Genomic DNA, 20,569 nt, shown 5'->3' with positions numbered 1-20,569 from the left:
AAGGAAACAAAAGACGGCAAAAAGGAATGGCAACGCGACGGTCGCCGCCAGGATTGCCCAGATCGTCTGTTCGGATTGAACGGCTTGCCCGGCCACATGACCGCTGAGGGAAAGAATGACACCGTTCAGCATAACGGCAGTCGTGCTTGCCAGCTTGTTGGTGAAGGTGAAGACCGAGACGCACAGCCCCTGATGCGCTCGACCGGTCGCGGTTCGATACAAATCGACGGCATCGGGCACCATGGCCCAGGGGAAGACGCTGAGCGCGGTGATGCTGGCGCCCGCGAAGACCGCGCTCACGATGAGATGGGCACCAACGCCGGTTCCTCTGCCGATGAGCGCGGTGAGGAAGAGAAAGATGACGTAAACGGCGATGCCTGCCATGAGCCCCCTCACCTTTCCGATCCTGCGGCCCAGCGCCACCCACAGTGGCAGGCTCAGGACGGAGATCGCGAACACGGTTGCCAGAACGGGAGCCTGCCGGTTCTTGGGGACACCGACAAAGCTCTCAAGAAAAAACGGCAGCATCGACTGAATGGAAACGAGACTGACCACCGACAGGAAGAAGACAGCGACTGTCAGACGAAAGCGCGGCACGCGCAGCGTAGCTCGAAGGTCGCCCAAAAGCCTGTCGGCCGACTGCGAAGGGTGTGCGGCAGTCTGATCGGGTACAAAGACGAGAAAAGGCAGATAGGCGAGACAGGCGATACCAGCCAGCCCCGCCGCTGCGGGCCACCAAGCGGCGGCGGCCGTTGCCGAAAGTTCCGTCGAACCGTCGATCAGGGAGATCAGCGCCGGCACGCCTGCCACGGCAAAAGCCAGAGACAGGAAAATGAACACCATGTCCACAGCGATCTGGGCGGTGCGCCCATGATAGTCCGCCTCATATTGCGGCAGCATCGCCATGCGCGGCACGGTAATGAGGGTGTAACCGAAGGCGAACAGAGCGAAACTGAGCGCCGCCACAAACGTTTTGAGCCAGGGACCCTCGACCGTCGCGGGCAGGCTCCATATCAGCGCAAACGCCATTGCTGTGGGACCGAGTGCGTAAAGAATCGTGCGCTTGCGGCCGTGTTTCGAGGAACGTCTGTCGCTCCACCTGCCGACGATCGGATCGAAAATCGCATCGACGATCCGCCCGAAAGCGAAGGCACCGCCGGCGAGGATCGGCGGCAATGCGGCAACGTTGACGAGAAAATAAAAATACCAGGAATTGACGGTCGCAAACAGGATGGTGATGGCGATTTCCGGCGAGGCGAACACCAGCCGCTTTTTCAATGGTGGGACCGTCCCTGCGGCTGCGCGAACGCGTCGACGCGGGTCGGCATTCGCCTCCATCAGCCACGAATCCGTGCGGCAATCGGTGTCAGCATATCGCGCAGATGATCGTGATAAAGGAGCTGCCCGGCTTTCTCGATCACATGCAGATGAGCCTCCGAGAAACTTTCGACAAGTGTCCGGATCAGCGGTAGCGGGTGGATGGGATCATCGTCGCCATGGAGGAAATGCGTTTCAATGCCGAGCGCGCGGGCAAGATCCCAATCGAGCGCGCGTTGAAATCCGAAATCGTGGCGGGCCGATGGAATCGAATGGATCAATGCCTCGCGAAACCGTTCGCCGCCATGCGGTCCCGCGAGTTCGGCTTCGACAATCAGGCTGTCGGCCCGGCTTGCCTGAAATTGGCCGCGGATGAATGCGGGGAAACGCGCCGGCGTGAGGATCGTCCGCCGAAAATAATCCATGGTGGCGCTCATGAGCGTCTCGTTGCGGCTGGCAAGCGCCAGCATCCCCTTCGCCAGCCGGCGAGCGCCGCTGACAGGCCGCCCCTCGAGCACACAGGCCGCCGCGAAAAACAGTGCATCGATGTTTTCAGCATTTTTTCTGGCATAGGCGATCGCCACTTTGGAACTGGCGGCGAGGCTCAGAATGTGAATCTTCTCTTCGCAGAACACCCGCCGCACCAAATCGATGCCATGGCAGGCATGACGAATTTGCTCGTCTTCGGAGAATGTCGGATCGTCGGGCGCATAAAGTCCGTTTCTCAACGGCCAGATCAGCCGAAGCCCCAACTCGTCGAGAAGAGCGATATCCTTTTGACGGATGTCCGGCAGGATCATCGCGTGTAAGACGATCAGCGGTGTACCGGCCTTGGGGCCCATATCGAGAATTCGGAAGGGTTTGTTGCCGCTGTCCGACAGCACCAGGCAGCGCACGGCTTCGGGCAGGTATCGCTCGCGGTATCGCTCGAACACATCATGGCTCTGCACCGAGGCCTCGGTTAGCATGGCCGAAAGAGCGGCGATGAGTTGTCCACCGACAATTCGCTGCACATCCTCGGTACGCTCGAGGTCGAGCCGTTGCCGCAGTTCCCTTGCCTGGCTCTTGCGCGTCTCGACGGATTTCCCGTCGAGACGGGCCCCTTCGGAGAGTGAGAGTCCACCCAGATAGCATGCGGTGAGCCTCAGCAATGCCGGCGTCGGCCTCGCGTTCGGAAAGTGTTGTGCAAGGAACCATTCCAGGGCGTCCGGGGATACGATAACGACAAAACCGGTCGAGCGATCTCTTGCCGTATCGTGCAAAATCAGCAGATCGTCGCCATGCAGGATGCATTGCTCGTTGCGCCCCGTTCGGCGCAACCGAATGCGTTCTTCTATCTCTCGATGTAGATCGTGATCGAGCGCATTGATGCACTCGGTATCGAGCAGACGCCAATTCGCATACTGCAGAACTGGGACCGGATACCCATGCAGACTGGAATTGGTAGCAAAGCGCTTGCCATAGCGATCATGCCATTTGTCAAAGGCGTCGAATTCTTGATCCGCCAGGAAGTTCAACGCGTCAGATGTCGCATCCCTGCACGCCCTTGCGCTGGCGCTGCTAGGCGGATCATCGTGCAGATTAATGCGGCCCCCCGCATTGTGCATTTCCCCTCTCCATGGATGTCGCAACCATCCAGGCGCACTCGGTTCCAAGTACGAATGCTGCCATCCCCCCTTTGGGTGACTATCGCAGCGTAAGGCAAGAGCAACGCCGCGTCCACCAGGTGCACCCGCATGATTGATGGTCAGATCAATATTGCGACCTTCTGCGAACAGGTCGGGAGGGCGCACCGAACGGTGCATTGGACCGGAGCACAGCGCAGGCGATATCCCCTTTCGGGGGGATTGTACAGCTGACGAATGGCTTCACAATCGACGCCGATCATGCAGTTGCTGTACATTCTGTGAAGGAGGTGTTTGGAATTTGGGGGGAATACCGGTTCTGTTGTTAAGTTTGATGCTCGCGGCTTCTAGCCAGGCACCCGCCTTGGCCAACGCCACTCGAATGCACGTTAATCACGCGGCGGAGGGACCGAGCGAAGGTGTTGTGCCGAGGATTGCACCTTCGGGCCTGCTGGAACCTGCGGACGAGAAATCTGTTGCATGTGGGCCAATCGTCGGCTTGATCGGCGCAGAAGACCCGGAAAGCCCCATGCTGGAAACCCCGCTCTTCATCAATCCGGGCATCGGCAATGGATCGTTCGACTTTTATGGAATGAAATTGAACGCCTATCGGCAATTTGAACCCGTCCTGACAATACGAATCCTCTCAAAATCCGGACGGGAAACCTCCAAGACCGTATTTGACAACTGGATTGAGGATCGGGGCTATATGCGCCTGAACGATGATATCCTGAACTTTGTTCAGTACGAATTGACCGATGTCTTCGACAGGCATCTAAATAGAGAAACCGCTGGTTTGGACCCGGCAGGTCTGGAAACAGTCCCGTCCCGCGCTGTGTTCGAGTTCATCGATAAAAACGGCAAGGCCCTTTGCGTCTATGTCTACAACTACGCGGCATCATTCCATTGATCGTCGGAAAGTTTCAGAAGCACAGATCGGAGGACCGCATCTTGAAAGAGAAATCCATTTCCTTGTCCCTGGCAATCTTCGCCCTGCTCGCATCTCCGTCCTGGGCGCAAACACTTCCCACATCGAAGGAAGTCGCCATGATAGCGGGGTCCTATATGGGTGTGATGAATCTCTGTCGTGACGAGGTCGATATTCACCTTACCGCTGAAGCCCGGTCTTTTGCCGAAAAAGCGCAACACAACGACCCCAAGACGTTCGACGCGTCTTACAATGCCGAAGGTCATGGCATGACCTTCTACGACGCGGATGGATGCCTTTCGGTGTGGCGCGATGTACTGGGGCCCGATGGGGAAAAGAGTCGGGAGCTTGGGTTCACGATCATGGTACGCGGCCAACCATAAGTTTCGACCGCTTCGATTGCGTGAAACACCGAAACATTGCCAGCCGGCGACAAGGCATCATGCGTAGAGATACTGCGTCCAGAAATCACCGGGCGAACTGAATGTCCTGCGTAGCTTCGATATAATGGCCGAAGACGGCATCACCCGATCGTGAATCTCCTTTTGATGATGCTTCCGGATCGCTCACATCCTGATTATGCATCCCGACCAACTTGATCTCGCCGTTTTCCATTGTTCCCACCACCGCAGAGCTTGAGCCGAGAGTGGTGTAGCATCTGTGCTTCAACCGACCATCTACGATCTCAAACGTACACTTTTGATAGGTGCTGGCGGGACCACCATTCTCAGAGTCTATATAGGGGTCGAAGCCAATAAGAAATCCATCATAGACTTCCCCTTCAACGAACTGTCTCGACGCCATCTTGAAGTATCCGCGAACGTTGCCATCCGGCGTTTGCTCCTCGGAAATTGGATTTGGCAGCGTGAAGATCACCCAGTCATTGCGGAAATCGAGGTTCGGCTTGTTGTGCGCGAGCTCCTCCAGATTAAACTGTTCGGTATCATCCAACGCAACTCCGATCGTTCCCGGATCGCCGTCTTCCGGCTCCTCTGCGCCCTTCAGATCGATGTAGGATATGTCTGGATAATAGACGATCCGCCTGAATTGGTCGGGGGTGCAATCATACCTGATTGCGTCGGTCTTGGGGTCCAGGATCAAGTGACCGGATGTCATGATGGCGTCCCGACCATTCGCGCGAACGAGAAAAGCGTTCCCGATTAGCTTAAGATTGTTGGATGGCCTCCTACAGTCCGGGAACTGAATAAACCCTGTCCGACTTGCAGCCTGCAGAACCGCGATTTCTTCGTCCGACAGGCTGGAGGGCTTATCGTTGTATTGATGCCTGAGCACAGGTACAGAATGCCTGTCATCGAGACTACCGCGGGCCGCGATCGAGCCGCTTTTTGCCCTTGCGCCGTCCTGGTAGAAAACCGGATCGAAACCCAATGTTACCAGAGCGACGGTCAGCATCAGAAACTTGCGCAATAGCATTCACTTCTCCAATAGGAGGGTCGCAGGAGCCCATGACAAATGATCTCATTGAGATATGCACAATTATCCGGCAATCCCCCGAAAAGGTGAGACACGGTCACATCACTCCAGAGTCTTCCTGATGACGGGTGTGTCGATGGCTCAACAGGCGACCCAGGCTCCGTCACTTGTCAGCCTCGCCTGCCTTCATCGAAGCTGCAAATCGAACGAACAGACCCCCTGTATCGATCACTTGCTCGTCATCTGGCACACTGCAACCAACCATTGAGAATACAAGCCGAAGAGGAAACACGCGTCCATCAAGGGTCCCGCTGAACCGCTGCATCTGAAATCTCGGTCAAATCGACAACGCCCACCAATGTGCGATAGTCCCCAACCCTCAGCTTGATATGCCGGTCATCACCGTCGTTTCCGAAGAGGTTGGCATCCACACTCGTTCCTGCAGAAGTCTCTAGATTCATGCCGGGCAATCTGTCGAAAAAATAAACTGATCCATCGGGTTTCGATTTTCGAATTTCATGGCCTCCATCTTTCTCGCGATAGTACACGTTTCTCACAAACGACATGGACCGCTGCGCCCAGATGGAATCAACATCAATCTGAATTTCGAGCTTGATTGGATACGAACTTCTGCAAGAGATCGAATAGCCATCACCGGGCCGGAAGTCGACCACCATGTAATACCCGGCCCCATTAAGTAAGAATTTATCCTTGTCGTCCGAGCGGCGAATGTCCCCTTCACCAGCCACAAGCCGATACGCCCCATCCTGACCATCCAATGAATGCGCAAATGCAGAAAACCCACCGAACACCTGTCCATTGCCCCTGTGCTTCAACGCCCGCGTGTAAGCTTCGTAGCAGCGATTGAAGAGGGCCGCCTCTAAACCGTCAATGTAGGCGAGCATGCCAAGCGCCGTGTCCAGGTTATACCGACCATCAATAACACCATCGTACAGCCCTTCCTCTTTGAGGATCCGCTGAACCTTCTCCCAACCATCGACACCCTCCGGTAGCGGACTGGGAAGCCGATAGTCGAGCGGGGGCAAACGCTCCAGCGGCAGATACTTCGCAATGAACTCCTTATCATAGCCCAGGCTCTCGGCATATTCGCGATAGCGCGCCACACCACTGGCCAGAATACCGGGCCGCTCTTCTTTCAGAGCAACAAGCACACGCGCGGCTCGCTGGAAGCTCTTGCCCTGTGCGCCAAGAAGTGCAGCGAGAACCACATTCATCTCATCATCCGCAACGTGCAGTTGTTCATCTTGGCCTGCCAATCCGCCATTTCGAGCCAGCAGTCGGACGAGTTCATCGTGTCCGCCAAACGCGGCAGACATGATCGCCGTCCAGGAACTCGGCCCCTTGGCCTTCGCATCCGCTCCGAGCTCAAGCGCCAGGGATGCCGAAGCCATATCGCCGTCCTGAGAGGCACGAACAAGGATCTCATTCCGCCTTTCGATAATCTCGGCCTCGAAACCCCACTTTCTGACGGTCTCGAGTACCGAAGAACTGTTGCCGGTCCGCACGGTTGGCAGGGAATCAGCGTCGTCCACTTGCGCAAGCGATTCTGTGGCGCTGAATTCAAGCACGATCAGAAGGGTGACCCGAATGGCGACGACGCCAAGGAGTTCGAACCGGACACTCGAGAAACAACGCATGACAGCATCCCTCATTGGCGAACGCCCACCTTGCATTGATGAACGCCCGCCAGGTTCACACCGCATTCCCAAGTGCCCGGTTCATCCTCTATGATTTCAATAAAGTTACCGTTCTTCTCTCTGGTTCGGCAGTGTTGGATCGGTTGACGGTTTGGCGAACAAATTCGTCCGTCAACGAGATTGCGGATTCTGTGCAGCGTCCTCGCGGATATTTGAAAGTCCTGAAGCGGCGATGCGAGCTGATGCTCGCCACGAATCGTTCCTGAACGGCCTTGCCAAGCCACCTGAATCCCTTGGCCATGGATCGTAAACCGTACAGTCCCATCCGGTACAATGACGTCGAAGGAGATTCGGGCACTGCCCGGATCGGAACCGTAATAGCGTATGTCGAACGGTCCACCCTTGCAGATCATGTCACCGGTCGGGAGGCCTGAACGCGCCGCAAGTTCAAGAACGAAACCGGCTTCTGTAAGGGCTGTATGCCCTTCGTTGTCGTGCCTACCGGCAACACGGAACTCACCTAGCCAAATCTTTCCCGCCCCGGAGGCCGCATTCGCCGCGGCCGCGACGATGTAAAGCAACCCATCTTTTGCCTGGTCGGTGGCCGACGTCCGAATGTCGAATTCGTCCAGGGCGCGTCGCGCTGCCGTCGCGCAGCTGTCATGCAGCGCTTTCAGCCTACTGACGCCATAGCGCGATAGAGCAGCGAGCGTCATGCGTCCAGGAACGCCGTCCACCTTCGCGTCATAGAAACCGGCTTCCTTGAGAACCATCTGAAGTTCACGCCACCCATCCGGCCCGCCACGTATTGGAGAGGGGATCCGGAAATCCACCGGCTGCAGGAAAATCAACGGGAAATGCCGGCGCACGAATGCCGTGGGGTAGCCTATGTTGAGTGCCTTTTGGCGATAGAGTTCAGTATTCTTCTGGAAGACGACCGGACGGTGCTGCTTGACAATCCCCAGTATCTCGGCCGCCCGGTCATGATCCTGTTCCGGCCCACCTTCCCCGACAAGGGCTGCGACAACAACGTCCACCCCCTCGCCGACAGTTTCCCATGGCTGATCATCTGCTCCCAACGCGCCCTTCGTGGACAGGAATTCGACAATCTCCGGATTGCCCGAAAGCGCGGCGAGCATGACGGCACTCCACCCATTCGCCGGTACCTTGGTATCCAGCGACGCGCCGCTGTCCAGCGCAAATCGCGCCGCGGCCACATCTCCGCTTTCCGCAGCGAGAAGAAGCAGCTGGTCCAATTCCTCCTGCGACGCGTTGCGAGGGCGTGAGGCGTATTCGGGCCCGAAATCTTCCAGCCCCGCAATCTCCGCGAGAACCCGCACCGTATAGCCATCTTCCGTTACGCCCTTCAACTCAGCACCAAGGTTATGCAAGGCGAGTGCATTCTCGATACGGCCGGCCTCCAGCGCACGCATCACGGGCGTATAGCCTTCACTATCCGCCCGATTGATGTCGACCCCGTTACGCGCGAGGACTTCGATTATCTCCGGCGTTGCTTGAGCCGCAGCCATGGCCATCAGTTCCACCTGCGGCCTGTCTGACCGAGTGAAATCGACCCCCTTTTCCAAGAGTTGGCGCAGGCCGGCGACGTCGTTTCCTCTCACCGCCTGTTGGATCTGTCGTTCCGCTTCCTGGGAGTGTGCGACGATACCGGACAGCAAAAGGACAGATCCCGCCGCCAGCCAGATCGACAATTTCCGCATGCTGGAACTCCCATTTCCCGACATTCAAATGCGCCGAAATCGTATGGTGCAGTGGATCTTTCAGGCTGCAATCCCCCGTTGGGGGGATTGCGCTTTGTTTGCTGGGCGTCGAGCATAGGAATCGCCAGGATACGGGCGAATGACAAATACTCTGACGTTGCGGCGGGAGGTAGTCATGACATTAGGTGGATGGGCATCGATCACTTCTACTCCGTCACACCCGCAGAAAATACGGGGCGATGCTTCGGGTTCAGGGAGTTCTTTATCATGCTCAAATGGAGACACTTCGCTGGACTCGGTTCCGCGGCACTAAAGTGCAAGCTGACCATGTTGATGGTCACGATCGCGGCTGTGATCGGATCCATCAGCATCGCTACCGCCAGCTATTTGAACCCTACGGAAAACACCGATTGTAACATGTTGTCAGATGCTTACCCCTTCCGCCAAAGACTCGACGAGATCCGAACCAAGAGTTCGCAGTGCTGGTCCGACCACTGGACAGGCGATCTTTCCATGATCCGTGACAACATGGAGTGTAATACCGTAAACGCCACGATGACTAACAAGGGGTTTGTTACATGCGCCCCGTACGAGCAACAGCAATGTGGGCTTGAACAACGAATTAAGCAGCTTCGTGAAAGCTGTATGGCGAAGCTGGAGGCGCACAAAGCTCGCGAGGCCGAGGAAAAAAAACGCCGCGAGCTTGAAGAGAAACGCCGTAGGGAAACCGAACGGCAGGCAGAAATCCTGCAAAATGCGGCTCAACGCGCCGCAAGTCCTTCAGGCCTCGGTCCAGATTTCAACACGATCCGCAAATTCCAAAGTCGGGCACCGACCATTGCGCGAGCGCTCATGGGTAACAGCGTGCCGCAAAGTGGAGCGCATAGGCTCTCCCAGCGAATAACGAAGTACGGCACGAAATATCTTCAGGGATTGCAGGCAGAGGCAATGGGGCAACTCGACCAAGCCTGGGCCGGGTATAGTGCCTCAAACCCGCGCCCCAGCCAGAGCCAGATGGAAGCCAGGTCTGCATTTGTTGCAAACAGCGCCAATGCTGGGTTCGTACGACTCCCCCTTGCCGGACAGAGCGCAGTCCTCGGAGCCTACAGCGAACTATTAACGACGATCGTGGAAGGACGCGCAAGTGGAGCTATATCGGAGCCGATCGCCAATATTGTTTCGGTCGCTGCGACTGCGGCGGCGATTGCCACGATCGTCTGGAAACCTCCGCCAGCGATCGAAATTTCGTCACAAATCTCCGGAGAGGAGAGCCAGCGGATACGGAAGCAACGACAGGCCTCGCTCAGTGCCGCATTTGGCGAGTTGAATAATATCGTTCGAAGGAGGCGAGAATCGAACACGTTTGCATCAACCAAGCGGCCCTCCAGCGTTGGAATGAAGGAAAAACTCCATGATTCCAACAAGAAAGCATCTCACTTGAGCTGCGTGGAAATTATTCGTAAATCTCATTATCGATTAGGTTTTATAACATCCGTGCGAAATAATTGCACCTTTCCGGTTCAATTTTCATGCAGCACAAAAGATACTATAGGCAATAGACTAGACCCAGGTATTTACTCACTTGGTTGTAAAAATTCAATTTTCTTTGTGAAGAAGGCTGATACAAATGCACCCACACGTTCTCGGCAACAGAGAAGCCAAAGCAACCGAGATGAAAGCCTTGAAAGGGAGCAGAAAGAACCCAACACCCATCAGCGTTGGAAACCAAACAGTTGTTGGGATCGAGATCCTGGCGGAACCTCATGTGGGATTGAGTAGGTGGCAACCTTGTGAAGTGAGCGCGCCTGAATTTATCCAATATGCTCGGTCGGACAACACCAGGGCAAAGTCCTTCGTCTTCGCGCAGGAAACGACTGGTTCGCGCGCCGTCATTGGTCGTCTACGTTGCGTTGAGCGCATCCCAAAGTCGGACATCACTATGGGAGGTCAGAACGCCAAATGACAGTTTCAGTGTAGGTGTTCGAACTGCTCACGTGCGCTGAAGTCCGCCGATTGCTCTCCACAGTACGCTGTAACCGCCAAAACTGCGAACGGAAGAGAGCCTGTGTGAAGGCACAAAGGCTGCCGCGTTTGGCGATGAAAAGTTCGAATTGCTGGCGGTCGTATAGCGAATTTCACCTCACCACGACTTTCGTAGGTTCTTATCTTGTTCTATTGAACCGATCACATCCTCTCGCTGAGAATCCACGATCGCCGCTCCGTCAGATTTCCATGGAACACCGATTCACCCGCCAACAGCTCTATGACCGCGTCTGGTCGAAGCCGATGTCCCACCTGGCTGCCGAACTCGGTACCACTACGGGCATTCTCAGCACATTGCTGCGACGTGCTGATATCCCAACGCCGTCGTCCGGGCATTGGATGCGGAAAGAGTTCGGAAAGCCGGTCGAACAGCCGTCTTTGCCGCCAACGCCGTTTGGATGTGTTGAGCCGCTAGTCCTGGATACCGAGAATCAGGGGGCTAGGCGCAAACCTAAACACGTCACAGCGGGTTCGGGAACTGCTCTTGGCGTGGTACAGAAGACTCCAACGGCCGCGCCTGAGAAGCCTGTGCAGACCACGCCAAAGCCACGTCCAACACAACCGACCACAATGACACGAGAGGAGCTCTATAGAGCGGTGTGGACGACGCCGATGTCGCGATTGGCTGAGGAATATGGGATCAGCGGCAATGGCCTCGCAAAGATTTGTGATCGGGAAGATATCCCATATCCGCCACGCGGATATTGGGCGAAGCATGCTGTCGACAAAGCGCCGAAACAGACACCATTGCCGAAATCGAGCAACGCACGCTCCATTACCATTCGCCCGACACCTCCCATAGAGTTACCGCCGGAGATCAAGCAACAGGCGGACAAAGCCCGCGCAAGCGCATCCGCCCTTGTTGTGCCCGAGCGCCTTCTGAGACCACACACGGTAATCGCGTCATGGCTTGCTGAGCATGAGGAGCAGAAGCGGAGGGCCAGAAATGAACGCGATCCATGGCGGCGTGATCTGTATCGTCCGAGCGAGTTCACTGAAACGGACCGTCGCAAACATCGAATTCTGAACGCGCTGTTCAAGGCGATTGAGCGCCAAGGCGGGAAGGTCATGCAGGGAGAACGAGGAGTCTTGTTTGCCGAGGTCCTGGGCGAAAAGGTGGAGTTTCAAGTTCGCGAGAAGCAAAAGCAGGAACGGCGCCCTCTGACCGATGACGAGAAGCGATGGCGCTCACCCGGCGACAACGGCTGGAAGAAGGAACTGGTGCCGACGGGATGGCTGGTTTTTGAGATCAAGACTTGGCAATGGCCCGCAGGTCTTCCACGCCAATGGCTTGAATCCGAGAAGCACCCAATGGAGGGCATGCTGCCGGACATTCTGGCCACTTTCGTCGCTGCCGGACCATTGCTCGTTCAACAACGCAAGGATCGAGAGGCGGCGGAGCGCCAGCTCGCCGAGAGACGCCGCTATGAGGAGCAGCAACGGCGCAAGCGAGACACTAACCGCTGGCGAAAATTCAGGGAGCTAGCGCAGGATTGGCACAAACTCGCCGCTGTGCGCGATTTCCTGACTGAATTGCGATCAATGGACACCGAGTCCGCTGCGGAGATCGATGGACGCAACGTCGAAGAGTGGATCGCATGGGCGGAGGAGTGGCTCCAGCGGGCCGATCCGACCGTTGATGGAGTCGATGGGGTCTTTAGGCAGGTCGCTGCCGTTACCGATTGGACCTACCGAGATTGACCGCCTAGATACCCCAACGTTTAGGCTGATATGCGCCCCCTAGTCGGTCGTAGCGACAGGCTTTATTACTTCCTGAAAGCGGACATTTTCCCCAGTGCCCACGCCTGTGGAAGTTTTACCAGAGGGTGAAATCGCACCGCAGTCTCTGCTGACCTTTTCGCTGTAAGCTAGTGTTCGATGTCGACAGGGCTTTGACAAACGATCTCGTTCGCAATTGAAGTATGGAAATCTCCCTCCCATCTCCGGCAGCCAGCATCTGAACGTTCACCTATTCTTCCCAACGACCTGCCAAAATCGCCACGACGGCGACCGCAGACGACGTCGCTTCGAGACAGAGGGCAGCCATTTGCCGTGTTGCCGTCCTGCGGTGCTGTAGATTCACGGCGAGGTCCAGCGAGGCCTTGATGTGCGCGCGGATTTCCTTGTTGTTGCCGCCTGTGTGCTCATAGTGCAGCCATGCGTCCAGCAGGCGTCGGGCGTCGGTTCTGCTGATGAGAGTCCCATGCTCGTCAGTCGTGAGATGCACTTCCGGATCGTGAACTGCCTGCGCAAGCGAGATGATGACCTCCCGGCACAATAGCCCGATAGCCTGCCATGCCTCCTCGGCGGCAGCCACTTCGAGGTCGGAGCGCGCCTTCGCCAAGCCACGATCAACACGCTCCCAGCCGGTAGGTTCTCGCTCTGGGATCGTCGCAAAGGTGCGGCCGGAGACTGCCTTTATAGCAGGCTTGAAAAGCTCTCGGATGTACTGTCGGCGCTCAGCATACGTCCCGAAGTGTTGTTTGTAGTATCGGAACCAACTCCAGAGATCGTCGTGCGGATTTTCGTAAGGAACGCCGTTGGCCGAGCAGAGCACCGCGATCCGCCTCTCGCGTGCCAGATAGTAGTCGTTGACGTCCTGAATGCTCGCGTTCCCCGTACCGACATCGATCATTGTCTGCTGATGGACGATGAGTTCAGGGAGGAGAGCCTGCGCGCCATCTATCGTATGCCCGGGCAGCGTCCTGCAGGTGATGTCAGACGGGGCGGTGGTGTCGCCTTCATTGCTGACCACAGCTTCCGCAATCCGCTTTCGGTCATGAGGCGGCAGCGCAGCAATAGCGTCCGCGAACGGTTTCGGTGACCGAATGGTGACGATGGTGTCGAACCATTCCCCGACATCGGTATCGACCTCGGAAAACGCAAGCAGCTTGGACAAATCGGGGCGCTGCAGGTTCTCCAGAAACCTGCGAGCATTCTCTACAGAATCAGACATGCGAAAAGGAAATGCTCCAAAAGCTTGCGTTGCAAGTAGAACACTGCGCTTTCCCGCGCTTCCACAGTCCTTAACGTGGGCTCCAGAATAGGTGTTCACGATATTATCGACCTTGCTGACCTTCAATAGCAGGCTACTACCCTCGCTTTGGATGCCGAGCGCCGGAAGCTGGCAACGAGCGTCATGCCGAAAACCTGATTGCACAGGTATGATTCAATGAATCAGCACCCTAAAAGTAAGGAATGGAGGCTCCGCAATGTAGTAGCTCTTGCAATATCTTCGCCCGTGCCCGAAAATTTTTGCTGGGACTTGGGAGGATGATTTGGAAATCGTGGGCGATAATCTGGACATGCTTCTGGTCGACTTGTACCGGACGCTCCTCGACGACGCTAACAGGAACGTGGGCTCACGCGGCGGCACACTCGAGATTCTGGGTGTTACCCTCCGAATGAGCAAGCCGCGCGCTCGGTTGGGCGGCCAGCCTGCTTGGCGCGAATGCGGTCGATCCTGTTCCAATTCCGTTCGAGCTCGGCTTGGGCAGCACCCTCCAAATCCACATTGGCTGCATGGCACAAGCCGGCCAGAGTCACCATGACACCGCCTACCTCCTGGCGCACTTCGCCAATTCCCCGCGCAAACACGTAGTCAACGAGTTCTAGAGCCTCGGCCTTGCTACAGCCAGTCGCCTGGGCCAGCTCAAGGGCCTCTTCGAGGAATCTGTGCATCCGCTCCTGACGGTCGCTGACCGAGGTTGGCGGAAAGCATGCGATAAGCCAATCTCGGACCCTGCGCTGAAAGTTCATGTTCTTCCCCCATGATCCACGGATGCAGATTAGCCGTAGTGAAACGTGTTTCCGAAAATGTCTTTTGTTCCGAGGCTAGGTTTCCACAGATTTGAGGCTTGCGCGGCTTCTCAATCCTATCTTCCTCAGCTGCGGATAGTGGACGGAACTTTGGACCTGCCGAAGCCGGCTGACTGTTCGCTACCTGCTAACGAGTCGGCAGTGACTCTCCTTGCGGCATCTGAGATAGTTCATGAAGGACGGCAAAAGCGGGGACTACTAGCGTTGGGGGAGAAGATTTGTCGTTACTGACGTTTGAACAGGCTATCGCGGATTCTGAACAGTTCTCTAAAAGACACCTCCTGCTTGGAAACGGGTTCAGCATTGCCTGCCGCGCCGACATCTTTCACTACGGATCGCTGTACGATCAGGCCGATTTCTCCGGTGCGCCCGAGATCGAGTCTGTTTTCGGGGCCTTAGGTACCAAAGACTTCGAGTCGGTCATCCGCACACTGGAGAGCGCTGCCACCATTCTGCCGGCATACATCGCCGATGGGGGCGCGGCACCATCCAAGATGCTCGAACACGCAACGATGCTGAAGGAGATCTTGGTACAGACGATCGCGGGCAACCATCCTCACATCCCCTCGGACATCCCGGTGGAAAAGTTCTGGGCCTGCCGACGCTTCCTCGCTCACTTTCTGTCCGGCGACAAAGCGGGGTGCGTTTTCACGCTGAACTACGACCTGCTGCTCTACTGGACCTTGATGCACGACGATGTTCCATTCGGAGATCCAGTTGATCTCGCCAAGAACGATAGCTTCGAAAATGACGAGGATGAACCCGACGCGGACTATGTCGTGTGGCAAGGAGAGACAAATGCGCATAGTGCCAGCGTAATGTTCCTGCACGGTGCGCTGCATCTGTTCGATTCGGGTAAGGATTTGCTGAAGTACACCTGGGTCAGGAGGGGCATCCCCCTAATCGAACAAGCCCGCGCCGCGCTCGCCAGCAACAAGTTTCCGCTGTTTGTAGCAGAGGGGACCAGCGCCCAGAAGAAGGACAAAATTCGGCACAACGCCTATCTTTACCAAGGCCTCAAACAGCTCACCAGCAATGTGATACAAGGCAAGCATTGCTGGTTCATCTTCGGGCATTCGTTGGCCGCGAACGACGATCACATCCTTACCCGCATCGGGCGCGGCCGGTTCAAAAAGCTGTACGTCGGCCTTTACGGCGACCCGCAGGAGGCGTGGAACGCGGAGATAGTCAGCCGTTCCAAGTGGCTGGCGAGCCTTCGACACGACAAGTGGCCACTGGAGGTCGCATTCTACCAAGCCGAAACCGCCGAGGTCTGGGGCTAACGGCTTTGGGCTGCTTTGTGGCTCGGGGCGGCGAACAGGCTGTCCGGATACGCCAATAGGGTTCCAAGACGGCTTTCGCGACTCGCGTATCGGCTTGCGAATGTCAAAATTAAGGGGATTGGACCGGTTGAACAAAGACGCCTATTTGCCTCCTTCGGAAGTTCCGCAATCAGCGATCGACGATTTCGCTGAACGACTTCACCGTCACCTACAAAATCTAATACCAGCCGATTTCGAAGCCTTTGGGGCACGGGTGACTGCCATTGTTGATGACATGGTCCCCCCCAATGCGCGTGACACGTATCGAACCCCATTTTACGTCATTGGATTGGCAACTTTCGAGGTGGGGAACCTTGGGCAGAAGATCAGGCGGTACCAGTTCGTGGAGAGGTACAAATTCTTCGTCGATATGCCAGATACGGAAATTGGAATGGCTTTCCACGAGCATTGCTACGAAGTCCGAAACGCGGAGTTCTACGGCATCCTCGAAAGGGGCGAAGCACTTATCCGTTTCGCCGCCGCCTTGGCTGCTGAACTCGACAGCGGGGACGAGAAGGCTCCAAGCAAATATACAAGAAACTTCCGGCGGAAGTTCGTGCATCGATTGCGCGAACGTCACCGCAGAACCCATGCGCACGAGCGTCCTTCTCTCGTATCCCGAATGCTACAGATCGGCGAAATAAAAACGAAGGAAGAACGGCAGGTTCTCGAACGCTTTTTGCGTAATACATACAGCACTGTGACGGCGGCATTCGAGGCTATTCAGGAAAAGCTGCAAGAGGACGAGCGCATACCTTCGATGCGCGACCCAGTGACTTTCCAAAAATGGTATCTTCAACGCGTCGATGAAGAAGCGGCGACAATGTGGCACCTCTTCACCGATGCGTTGTCGGCGGCTGTAAAAATGCCCAACGATACATCAGGTTCATCGAATTGTGAGGCAACCCAAAAAGGCTGAGATCCAATCGTTGTTTCGACAAATGATCTGCCGCTAGTGAATCGTCCTCAAGTGTTTGCTTTCAGGGTAGACCCCAAGTCGCACGAATGACCGCATCGGGTTCGGGTTGCCGAACGGCGGCTTACTCAGTTCTTCGGCCAGAACCGGACAGTCGGCTTACGGCCCCACAGCAGCCACAACCATCTTTCTCTAGAAGATAATTGCACTGGACTTCCGCAGCAAAGGAAGCATGTGTGCCGTGACTGATGAAGGAGCACGGTATGGGAAAAGGATCGAGCGGCACGAAACTTCAGATGGACCGACAAACGGTCTTCGATCGTCTAGATCGGATGGAACCAGACCTGCGCTTGCTAGAGGGAAGCGTATCGCTGCTTCGAAGCCTGTCTGAGACGGCTGACGCCACCGAACCCGTAGCCTTGGAAGCCCTGGCGCGTTTGGCCGGCGGTTCCGTCGAGCGTGTCACCAATGAATGGCACAATGTATGTGAGGTCCTGCGCGGCCAATAACACGAACGCTCGTCGGACCGTTCACCTCAGTTCACTCGCCATATCCACCGACATGTATTTTCTCCCGCCTACTGTCGCCAGAAACGTGCATGGCCACTGGACTTTTTCTGCAAGCGAAGCATTGGTCATGACGTAATCCGGCCGACAAACGGCCCTCACGTCTCCAAAGCCTCATCGCCCGCCCGATTGCGGGCTTGAGCCCGTGCAAGCAGCCGCTTGCATGGGCTCAACGCTATTGGAGAGAAGCACGATGCAAAAATCCACGAAAGCCAATGTCATTCTGAAGAAGTTGCGCATGGCGCGAGGGGTAACCGTCGCCCAGATGATGGAGGCCACCGATTGGCAATCGCACTCGGTGCGCGGTTTCCTGTCCGCTGTGGTGCGGAAGAAGCTTGACCTCAATCTCGTCAGCGAGGTTGGGCGAGACGGCCAACGGCGATACCGGATCCTTTATGAGGACGCAGGTGGAGCAAGTTGATGGCCATGCGAGCAACATTCGATATTGCCGCCGAAGCCGAAGCACTGAACGAGCTTACGCGCGACGAGCTTGTTGATCGCTGGCGCAAGATCTATGGCTCCCTGCCTCCGAAAGGCGTTCGCCAGGACCTTCTGAAAAGGGCGATCCTCTGGCACACGCAATCCAAACACTTTGGCGGTATTCCGGTCGAGACGCGCCGCCTGTTGAGAGCCGCTGTAAGAAGGGTCGAGCAGTCATTGCTTTCCCGTCACCAACGAAGAAGTACTGCGGCAGCTGATGAGGAGCGGAGCGCCGAGATCGGAGCGGCAGGGGTTGCTGGCGACTGTTCACCGCAAGATGCGCGACCTCAACGTCAACGGCGAACACTTGCTCCCGGAGCACGGCTAATCCGGGAATGGAATGGCCAGACCCATACCGTTGATGTGATCGAAGGCGGCTATGTCTTCGAAGCCAGGGTCTATCGCTCCCTTACTGCGATAGCCGGCAAGATCACAGGCACCCACTGGTCCGGGCCGAGGTTCTTCGGGTTATGAAGCGTGTTCAACCGGCGTCGACTTCTGTCGACCTGTCGCCACAGCCGCAGGGCATGAGCAACAATGGAGCTCGTTCTGCGCAGCGGCGCCTTCGCTGCGCGATCTACACCCGTAAATCAACGGACGAAGGGCTTGACCAGGAGTTCAATTCGCTCGACGCTCAGCGAGAAGCCTGTGCCTCCTTCGTCGCCTCACAGACCAGTCTTGGTTGGAAGCTGGTACCGGAGCGCTATGACGACGGTGGCCTGTCGGGCGGCACGATGGACCGCCCCGCTTTGCAGCGGCTGCTTCACGATATCCGTGACAACAAGATTGATGTGATTGTGGTCTATAAGATCGATCGCCTCACCCGGTCGCTCGCGGACTTCGCAAAGATGGTGGAAGTGTTCGACGACAACGAAACGTCTTTCGTTTCCGTCACCCAGCAGTTCAACACCACCACCTCCATGGGACGGCTTACTCTCAATATTCTGCTCTCCTTCGCGCAATTCGAGCGCGAGGTCACCGCCGAGCGCATCCGCGACAAGATTGCGGCATCGAGGAAGAAGGGCATGTGGATGGGAGGCACCGTGCCACTCGGCTATCAGGTTCACGATCGCAGGCTCGTGATCAAGGAGCCTGAGGCACGTTTCGTCAGAAACCTCTTTCGCAGATATCTGGAACTGCAATCCGTGCCCAGGCTCGCTCGACAAATCAGCCAGGAGGTTGCAGCGGTGATCACATGCGGCCAGTCTTCCCGGCTCGAACGCTATGCTTCAAACGGCATCTCCTCAGGCGTCCTCTACGGCCTTCTCGCCAACCCAGTTTACATTGGCAAGGCACGCCACAAGGGAGAGGTCTATGACGGCGAGCATGAGCCCCTCATTGATGAAGAGCTCTTCCTGGCGGTGCAGAAGCAGCTCGCAGATGGAACACACCGTACAAAGGGCCGGGCCACCTGTGGAAACGCTCATCTGCTGACGGGCATCCTGTTCGACGATACCGGCGATCGCATGGCACCGACCCATGGTAAGGCGCACGGTAAACGCTACCGATATTATGTCTCGCGCCGCATCAGGCGAACACCGGATGCCGCTCCTGATGGCTGGCGCATTGCCGCACATGAGATCGAGAAGGTGATCTGCAATCAGGCTGCGGCGTTCTTAAGGAACGAAAGCCTGATCGCGGGCTGGGTTGAACAATGCGGATTGACCAATCGGACCCAGCTCGGATTGCAGCGGGCGCGCGAACTTGCCCAATCAATGGAAGAATGGAGTGACACCGATCGTCGGCGCGAGGTGTTGAACCTAATGTTCCGATCAATCTCCCTTTCAACCTCGGCAATCCGCTTCGAGGTCAATAGTTCGAGAATTGCGCACCGGTTGGTTGAAAAGACAAACACGCATGACGATCCAACCTCAGAGGATGAACCGGTTTCCATCGAGGTACCGATCACACTCCGCCGCAGGGCCAATGGCCTACGCATCGTGATCAGCTCTCCCTATACTCAACCGGAACCGGATCAAACATTGGTGGACCTCGTTGCCCGGGCGCATGTCTTTCTCAGCCGGCTAACCGGTCCATCGGCCATAAACACAAGCCGCATTGCAGAAAGGTTCGGGATGGACCGGGCTGATGTCGGGCGCATTCTGCCGCTTGCGTTCTTGAGCCCGGCAGCGCTCGAAGCCATCCTCACCGGTCGTCAGCCTCTATCGTTGAATGCGCGTCAGCTTGCCCGCACCGAGCTTTCCCCGATCTGGTCTGAGCAAGAAGCATCACTTTTGTAGCATCGGCCACTCGCCAGTGACGCTCTCCACGTCGCCTGGTCCTTGCTGTCACATCCCATGCGAATGCCCCTGCATCACACGTCACCCACCCCGGGTTCGCACCACGATATCTCCATATTCCAAGCGCATCTGGGCGATGGCGCCACCATCAGGTTGCCAAACATGTGGGCACGCAAATCCCCCAACAGAGACGGCAGGTCACATATCGACCAAATACACCCAATCAGCGGGTCTCTAATGCAGAGGATGATGCACAACTATCGGCCAAGCTGCGGAAAACACGCCGGTATTCGGATCAAGGCTTGTGGGCAGAGTTTAACCGGCGGACGGTTGGTGGAGCTGAGGGGAATCGAACCCCTGACCTCGTCATTGCGAACGACGCGCTCTCCCATCTGAGCTACAGCCCCGTTTCGCCGGTGGCCAGCATTTAGGTCCGCCGCCCTCGGCCTGTCAAGAAGCCAACTCGCGGGATCGCCATGAGTGCGAACCGCCCCCAAGCG

At 56.6% G+C, this 20,569-nt stretch carries 16 protein-coding genes and 1 tRNA gene; 9 read left to right on the top strand and 8 right to left on the bottom strand.

The genetic code is table 11. The annotated features are described in order from the left end of the window. Both QZ638_RS05650 and QZ638_RS05645 read right to left on the bottom strand, forming a co-directional pair. Positions 1 to 1,278: MFS transporter (locus QZ638_RS05650; RefSeq protein ID WP_295807917.1), on the bottom strand; the 1,278-nt coding region annotated here is incomplete at its 3' end. A 59-nt stretch (positions 1,279 to 1,337) separates the two neighbouring features. Next, a complete protein-coding gene (locus QZ638_RS05645) occupies positions 1,338 to 2,834 on the bottom strand; it encodes an alpha/beta hydrolase (RefSeq protein WP_295807915.1) in 1,497 nt (498 codons plus the stop codon). 472 nt (positions 2,835 to 3,306) lie between these two features. On the opposite strand from QZ638_RS05645, the gene QZ638_RS05640 reads away from it, so the two are divergent. Beyond that, the gene (locus tag QZ638_RS05640; RefSeq protein WP_295807914.1) at positions 3,307 to 3,852 is read left to right on the top strand and encodes a hypothetical protein; all 546 of its coding nucleotides are present in this window, start codon (positions 3,307 to 3,309) and stop codon (positions 3,850 to 3,852) included. A gap of 41 nt (positions 3,853 to 3,893) precedes the next feature. After that, positions 3,894 to 4,253: a hypothetical protein gene (locus QZ638_RS05635; RefSeq protein WP_295807911.1), complete on the top strand. Its 360-nt coding sequence runs from the start codon at positions 3,894 to 3,896 to the stop codon at positions 4,251 to 4,253. An 85-nt stretch (positions 4,254 to 4,338) separates the two neighbouring features. On the opposite strand, the gene QZ638_RS05630 is transcribed toward QZ638_RS05635, so the two are convergent. The 3 genes from QZ638_RS05630 to QZ638_RS05620 form a co-directional block, all read right to left on the bottom strand. Beyond that, positions 4,339 to 5,304 (bottom strand): hypothetical protein, encoded by a 966-nt coding sequence (locus tag QZ638_RS05630; RefSeq protein WP_295807909.1) that lies wholly within the window; start codon positions 5,302 to 5,304, stop codon positions 4,339 to 4,341. A gap of 299 nt (positions 5,305 to 5,603) precedes the next feature. Further along, complete coding sequence (locus tag QZ638_RS05625) at positions 5,604 to 6,977, bottom strand: ankyrin repeat domain-containing protein (protein ID WP_295807908.1); 1,374 nt, start codon at positions 6,975 to 6,977, stop codon at positions 5,604 to 5,606. Then, entirely contained in the window at positions 6,974 to 8,683 is a 1,710-nt protein-coding gene (locus tag QZ638_RS05620; RefSeq protein ID WP_295807906.1) for an ankyrin repeat domain-containing protein, read from the bottom strand. The genes QZ638_RS05625 and QZ638_RS05620 overlap by 4 nt, the downstream gene beginning before the upstream one ends. A 189-nt stretch (positions 8,684 to 8,872) precedes the next feature. On the opposite strand from QZ638_RS05620, the gene QZ638_RS05615 reads away from it, so the two are divergent. Together QZ638_RS05615 and QZ638_RS05610 are read left to right on the top strand one after the other, a co-directional pair. Beyond that, positions 8,873 to 10,462, top strand: coding sequence for a hypothetical protein (locus QZ638_RS05615; protein ID WP_295807904.1), 1,590 nt, complete (start codon positions 8,873 to 8,875; stop codon positions 10,460 to 10,462). A 792-nt stretch (positions 10,463 to 11,254) separates the two neighbouring features. Then, complete coding sequence (locus QZ638_RS05610; protein ID WP_295807902.1) at positions 11,255 to 12,427, top strand: hypothetical protein; 1,173 nt, start codon at positions 11,255 to 11,257, stop codon at positions 12,425 to 12,427. 268 nt (positions 12,428 to 12,695) lie between these two features. On the opposite strand, the gene QZ638_RS05605 is transcribed toward QZ638_RS05610, so the two are convergent. Both QZ638_RS05605 and QZ638_RS05600 read right to left on the bottom strand, forming a co-directional pair. Beyond that, positions 12,696 to 13,682 (bottom strand): hypothetical protein, encoded by a 987-nt coding sequence (locus QZ638_RS05605; protein WP_295807901.1) that lies wholly within the window; start codon positions 13,680 to 13,682, stop codon positions 12,696 to 12,698. 437 nt (positions 13,683 to 14,119) lie between these two features. Then, complete coding sequence (locus tag QZ638_RS05600; protein ID WP_295807899.1) at positions 14,120 to 14,407, bottom strand: hypothetical protein; 288 nt, start codon at positions 14,405 to 14,407, stop codon at positions 14,120 to 14,122. A gap of 356 nt (positions 14,408 to 14,763) precedes the next feature. Between QZ638_RS05600 and QZ638_RS05595 the strand changes: the two genes are divergently transcribed. The 5 genes from QZ638_RS05595 (at position 14,764) to QZ638_RS05575 (ending at position 20,069) form a co-directional block, all read left to right on the top strand. Next, positions 14,764 to 15,828: a DUF4917 family protein gene (locus QZ638_RS05595; RefSeq protein ID WP_295807898.1), complete on the top strand. Its 1,065-nt coding sequence runs from the start codon at positions 14,764 to 14,766 to the stop codon at positions 15,826 to 15,828. Positions 15,829 to 15,955: 127 nt separating this feature from the next. Continuing rightward, the gene (locus QZ638_RS05590; protein ID WP_295807897.1) at positions 15,956 to 16,786 is read left to right on the top strand and encodes a hypothetical protein; all 831 of its coding nucleotides are present in this window, start codon (positions 15,956 to 15,958) and stop codon (positions 16,784 to 16,786) included. 756 nt (positions 16,787 to 17,542) lie between these two features. After that, entirely contained in the window at positions 17,543 to 17,770 is a 228-nt protein-coding gene (locus QZ638_RS05585) for a DUF3489 domain-containing protein (RefSeq protein WP_295807895.1), read from the top strand. Beyond that, positions 17,770 to 18,303 carry a DUF2924 domain-containing protein gene (locus QZ638_RS05580; RefSeq protein ID WP_295807893.1) on the top strand — a complete coding sequence of 178 codons (534 nt, stop codon included), beginning with the start codon at positions 17,770 to 17,772 and terminating at the stop codon, positions 18,301 to 18,303. The genes QZ638_RS05585 and QZ638_RS05580 overlap by 1 nt, the downstream gene beginning before the upstream one ends. A gap of 53 nt (positions 18,304 to 18,356) precedes the next feature. Next, complete coding sequence (locus tag QZ638_RS05575; RefSeq protein WP_295807892.1) at positions 18,357 to 20,069, top strand: recombinase family protein; 1,713 nt, start codon at positions 18,357 to 18,359, stop codon at positions 20,067 to 20,069. A 331-nt stretch (positions 20,070 to 20,400) separates the two neighbouring features. Here QZ638_RS05575 and QZ638_RS05570 read toward each other — a convergent pair. Further along, positions 20,401 to 20,476: transfer RNA gene (locus QZ638_RS05570), tRNA-Ala, on the bottom strand. Positions 20,477 to 20,569: the final 93 nt, after the last annotated feature.

The sequence above is a fragment of the uncultured Nitratireductor sp. genome, from assembly GCF_913053745.1.
GTDB lineage: Bacteria > Pseudomonadota > Alphaproteobacteria > Rhizobiales > Rhizobiaceae > Nitratireductor.
The sequence above is the reverse complement of the archived record's forward strand: the minus strand, read 5'-3'. Positions and strand labels throughout refer to the sequence as shown.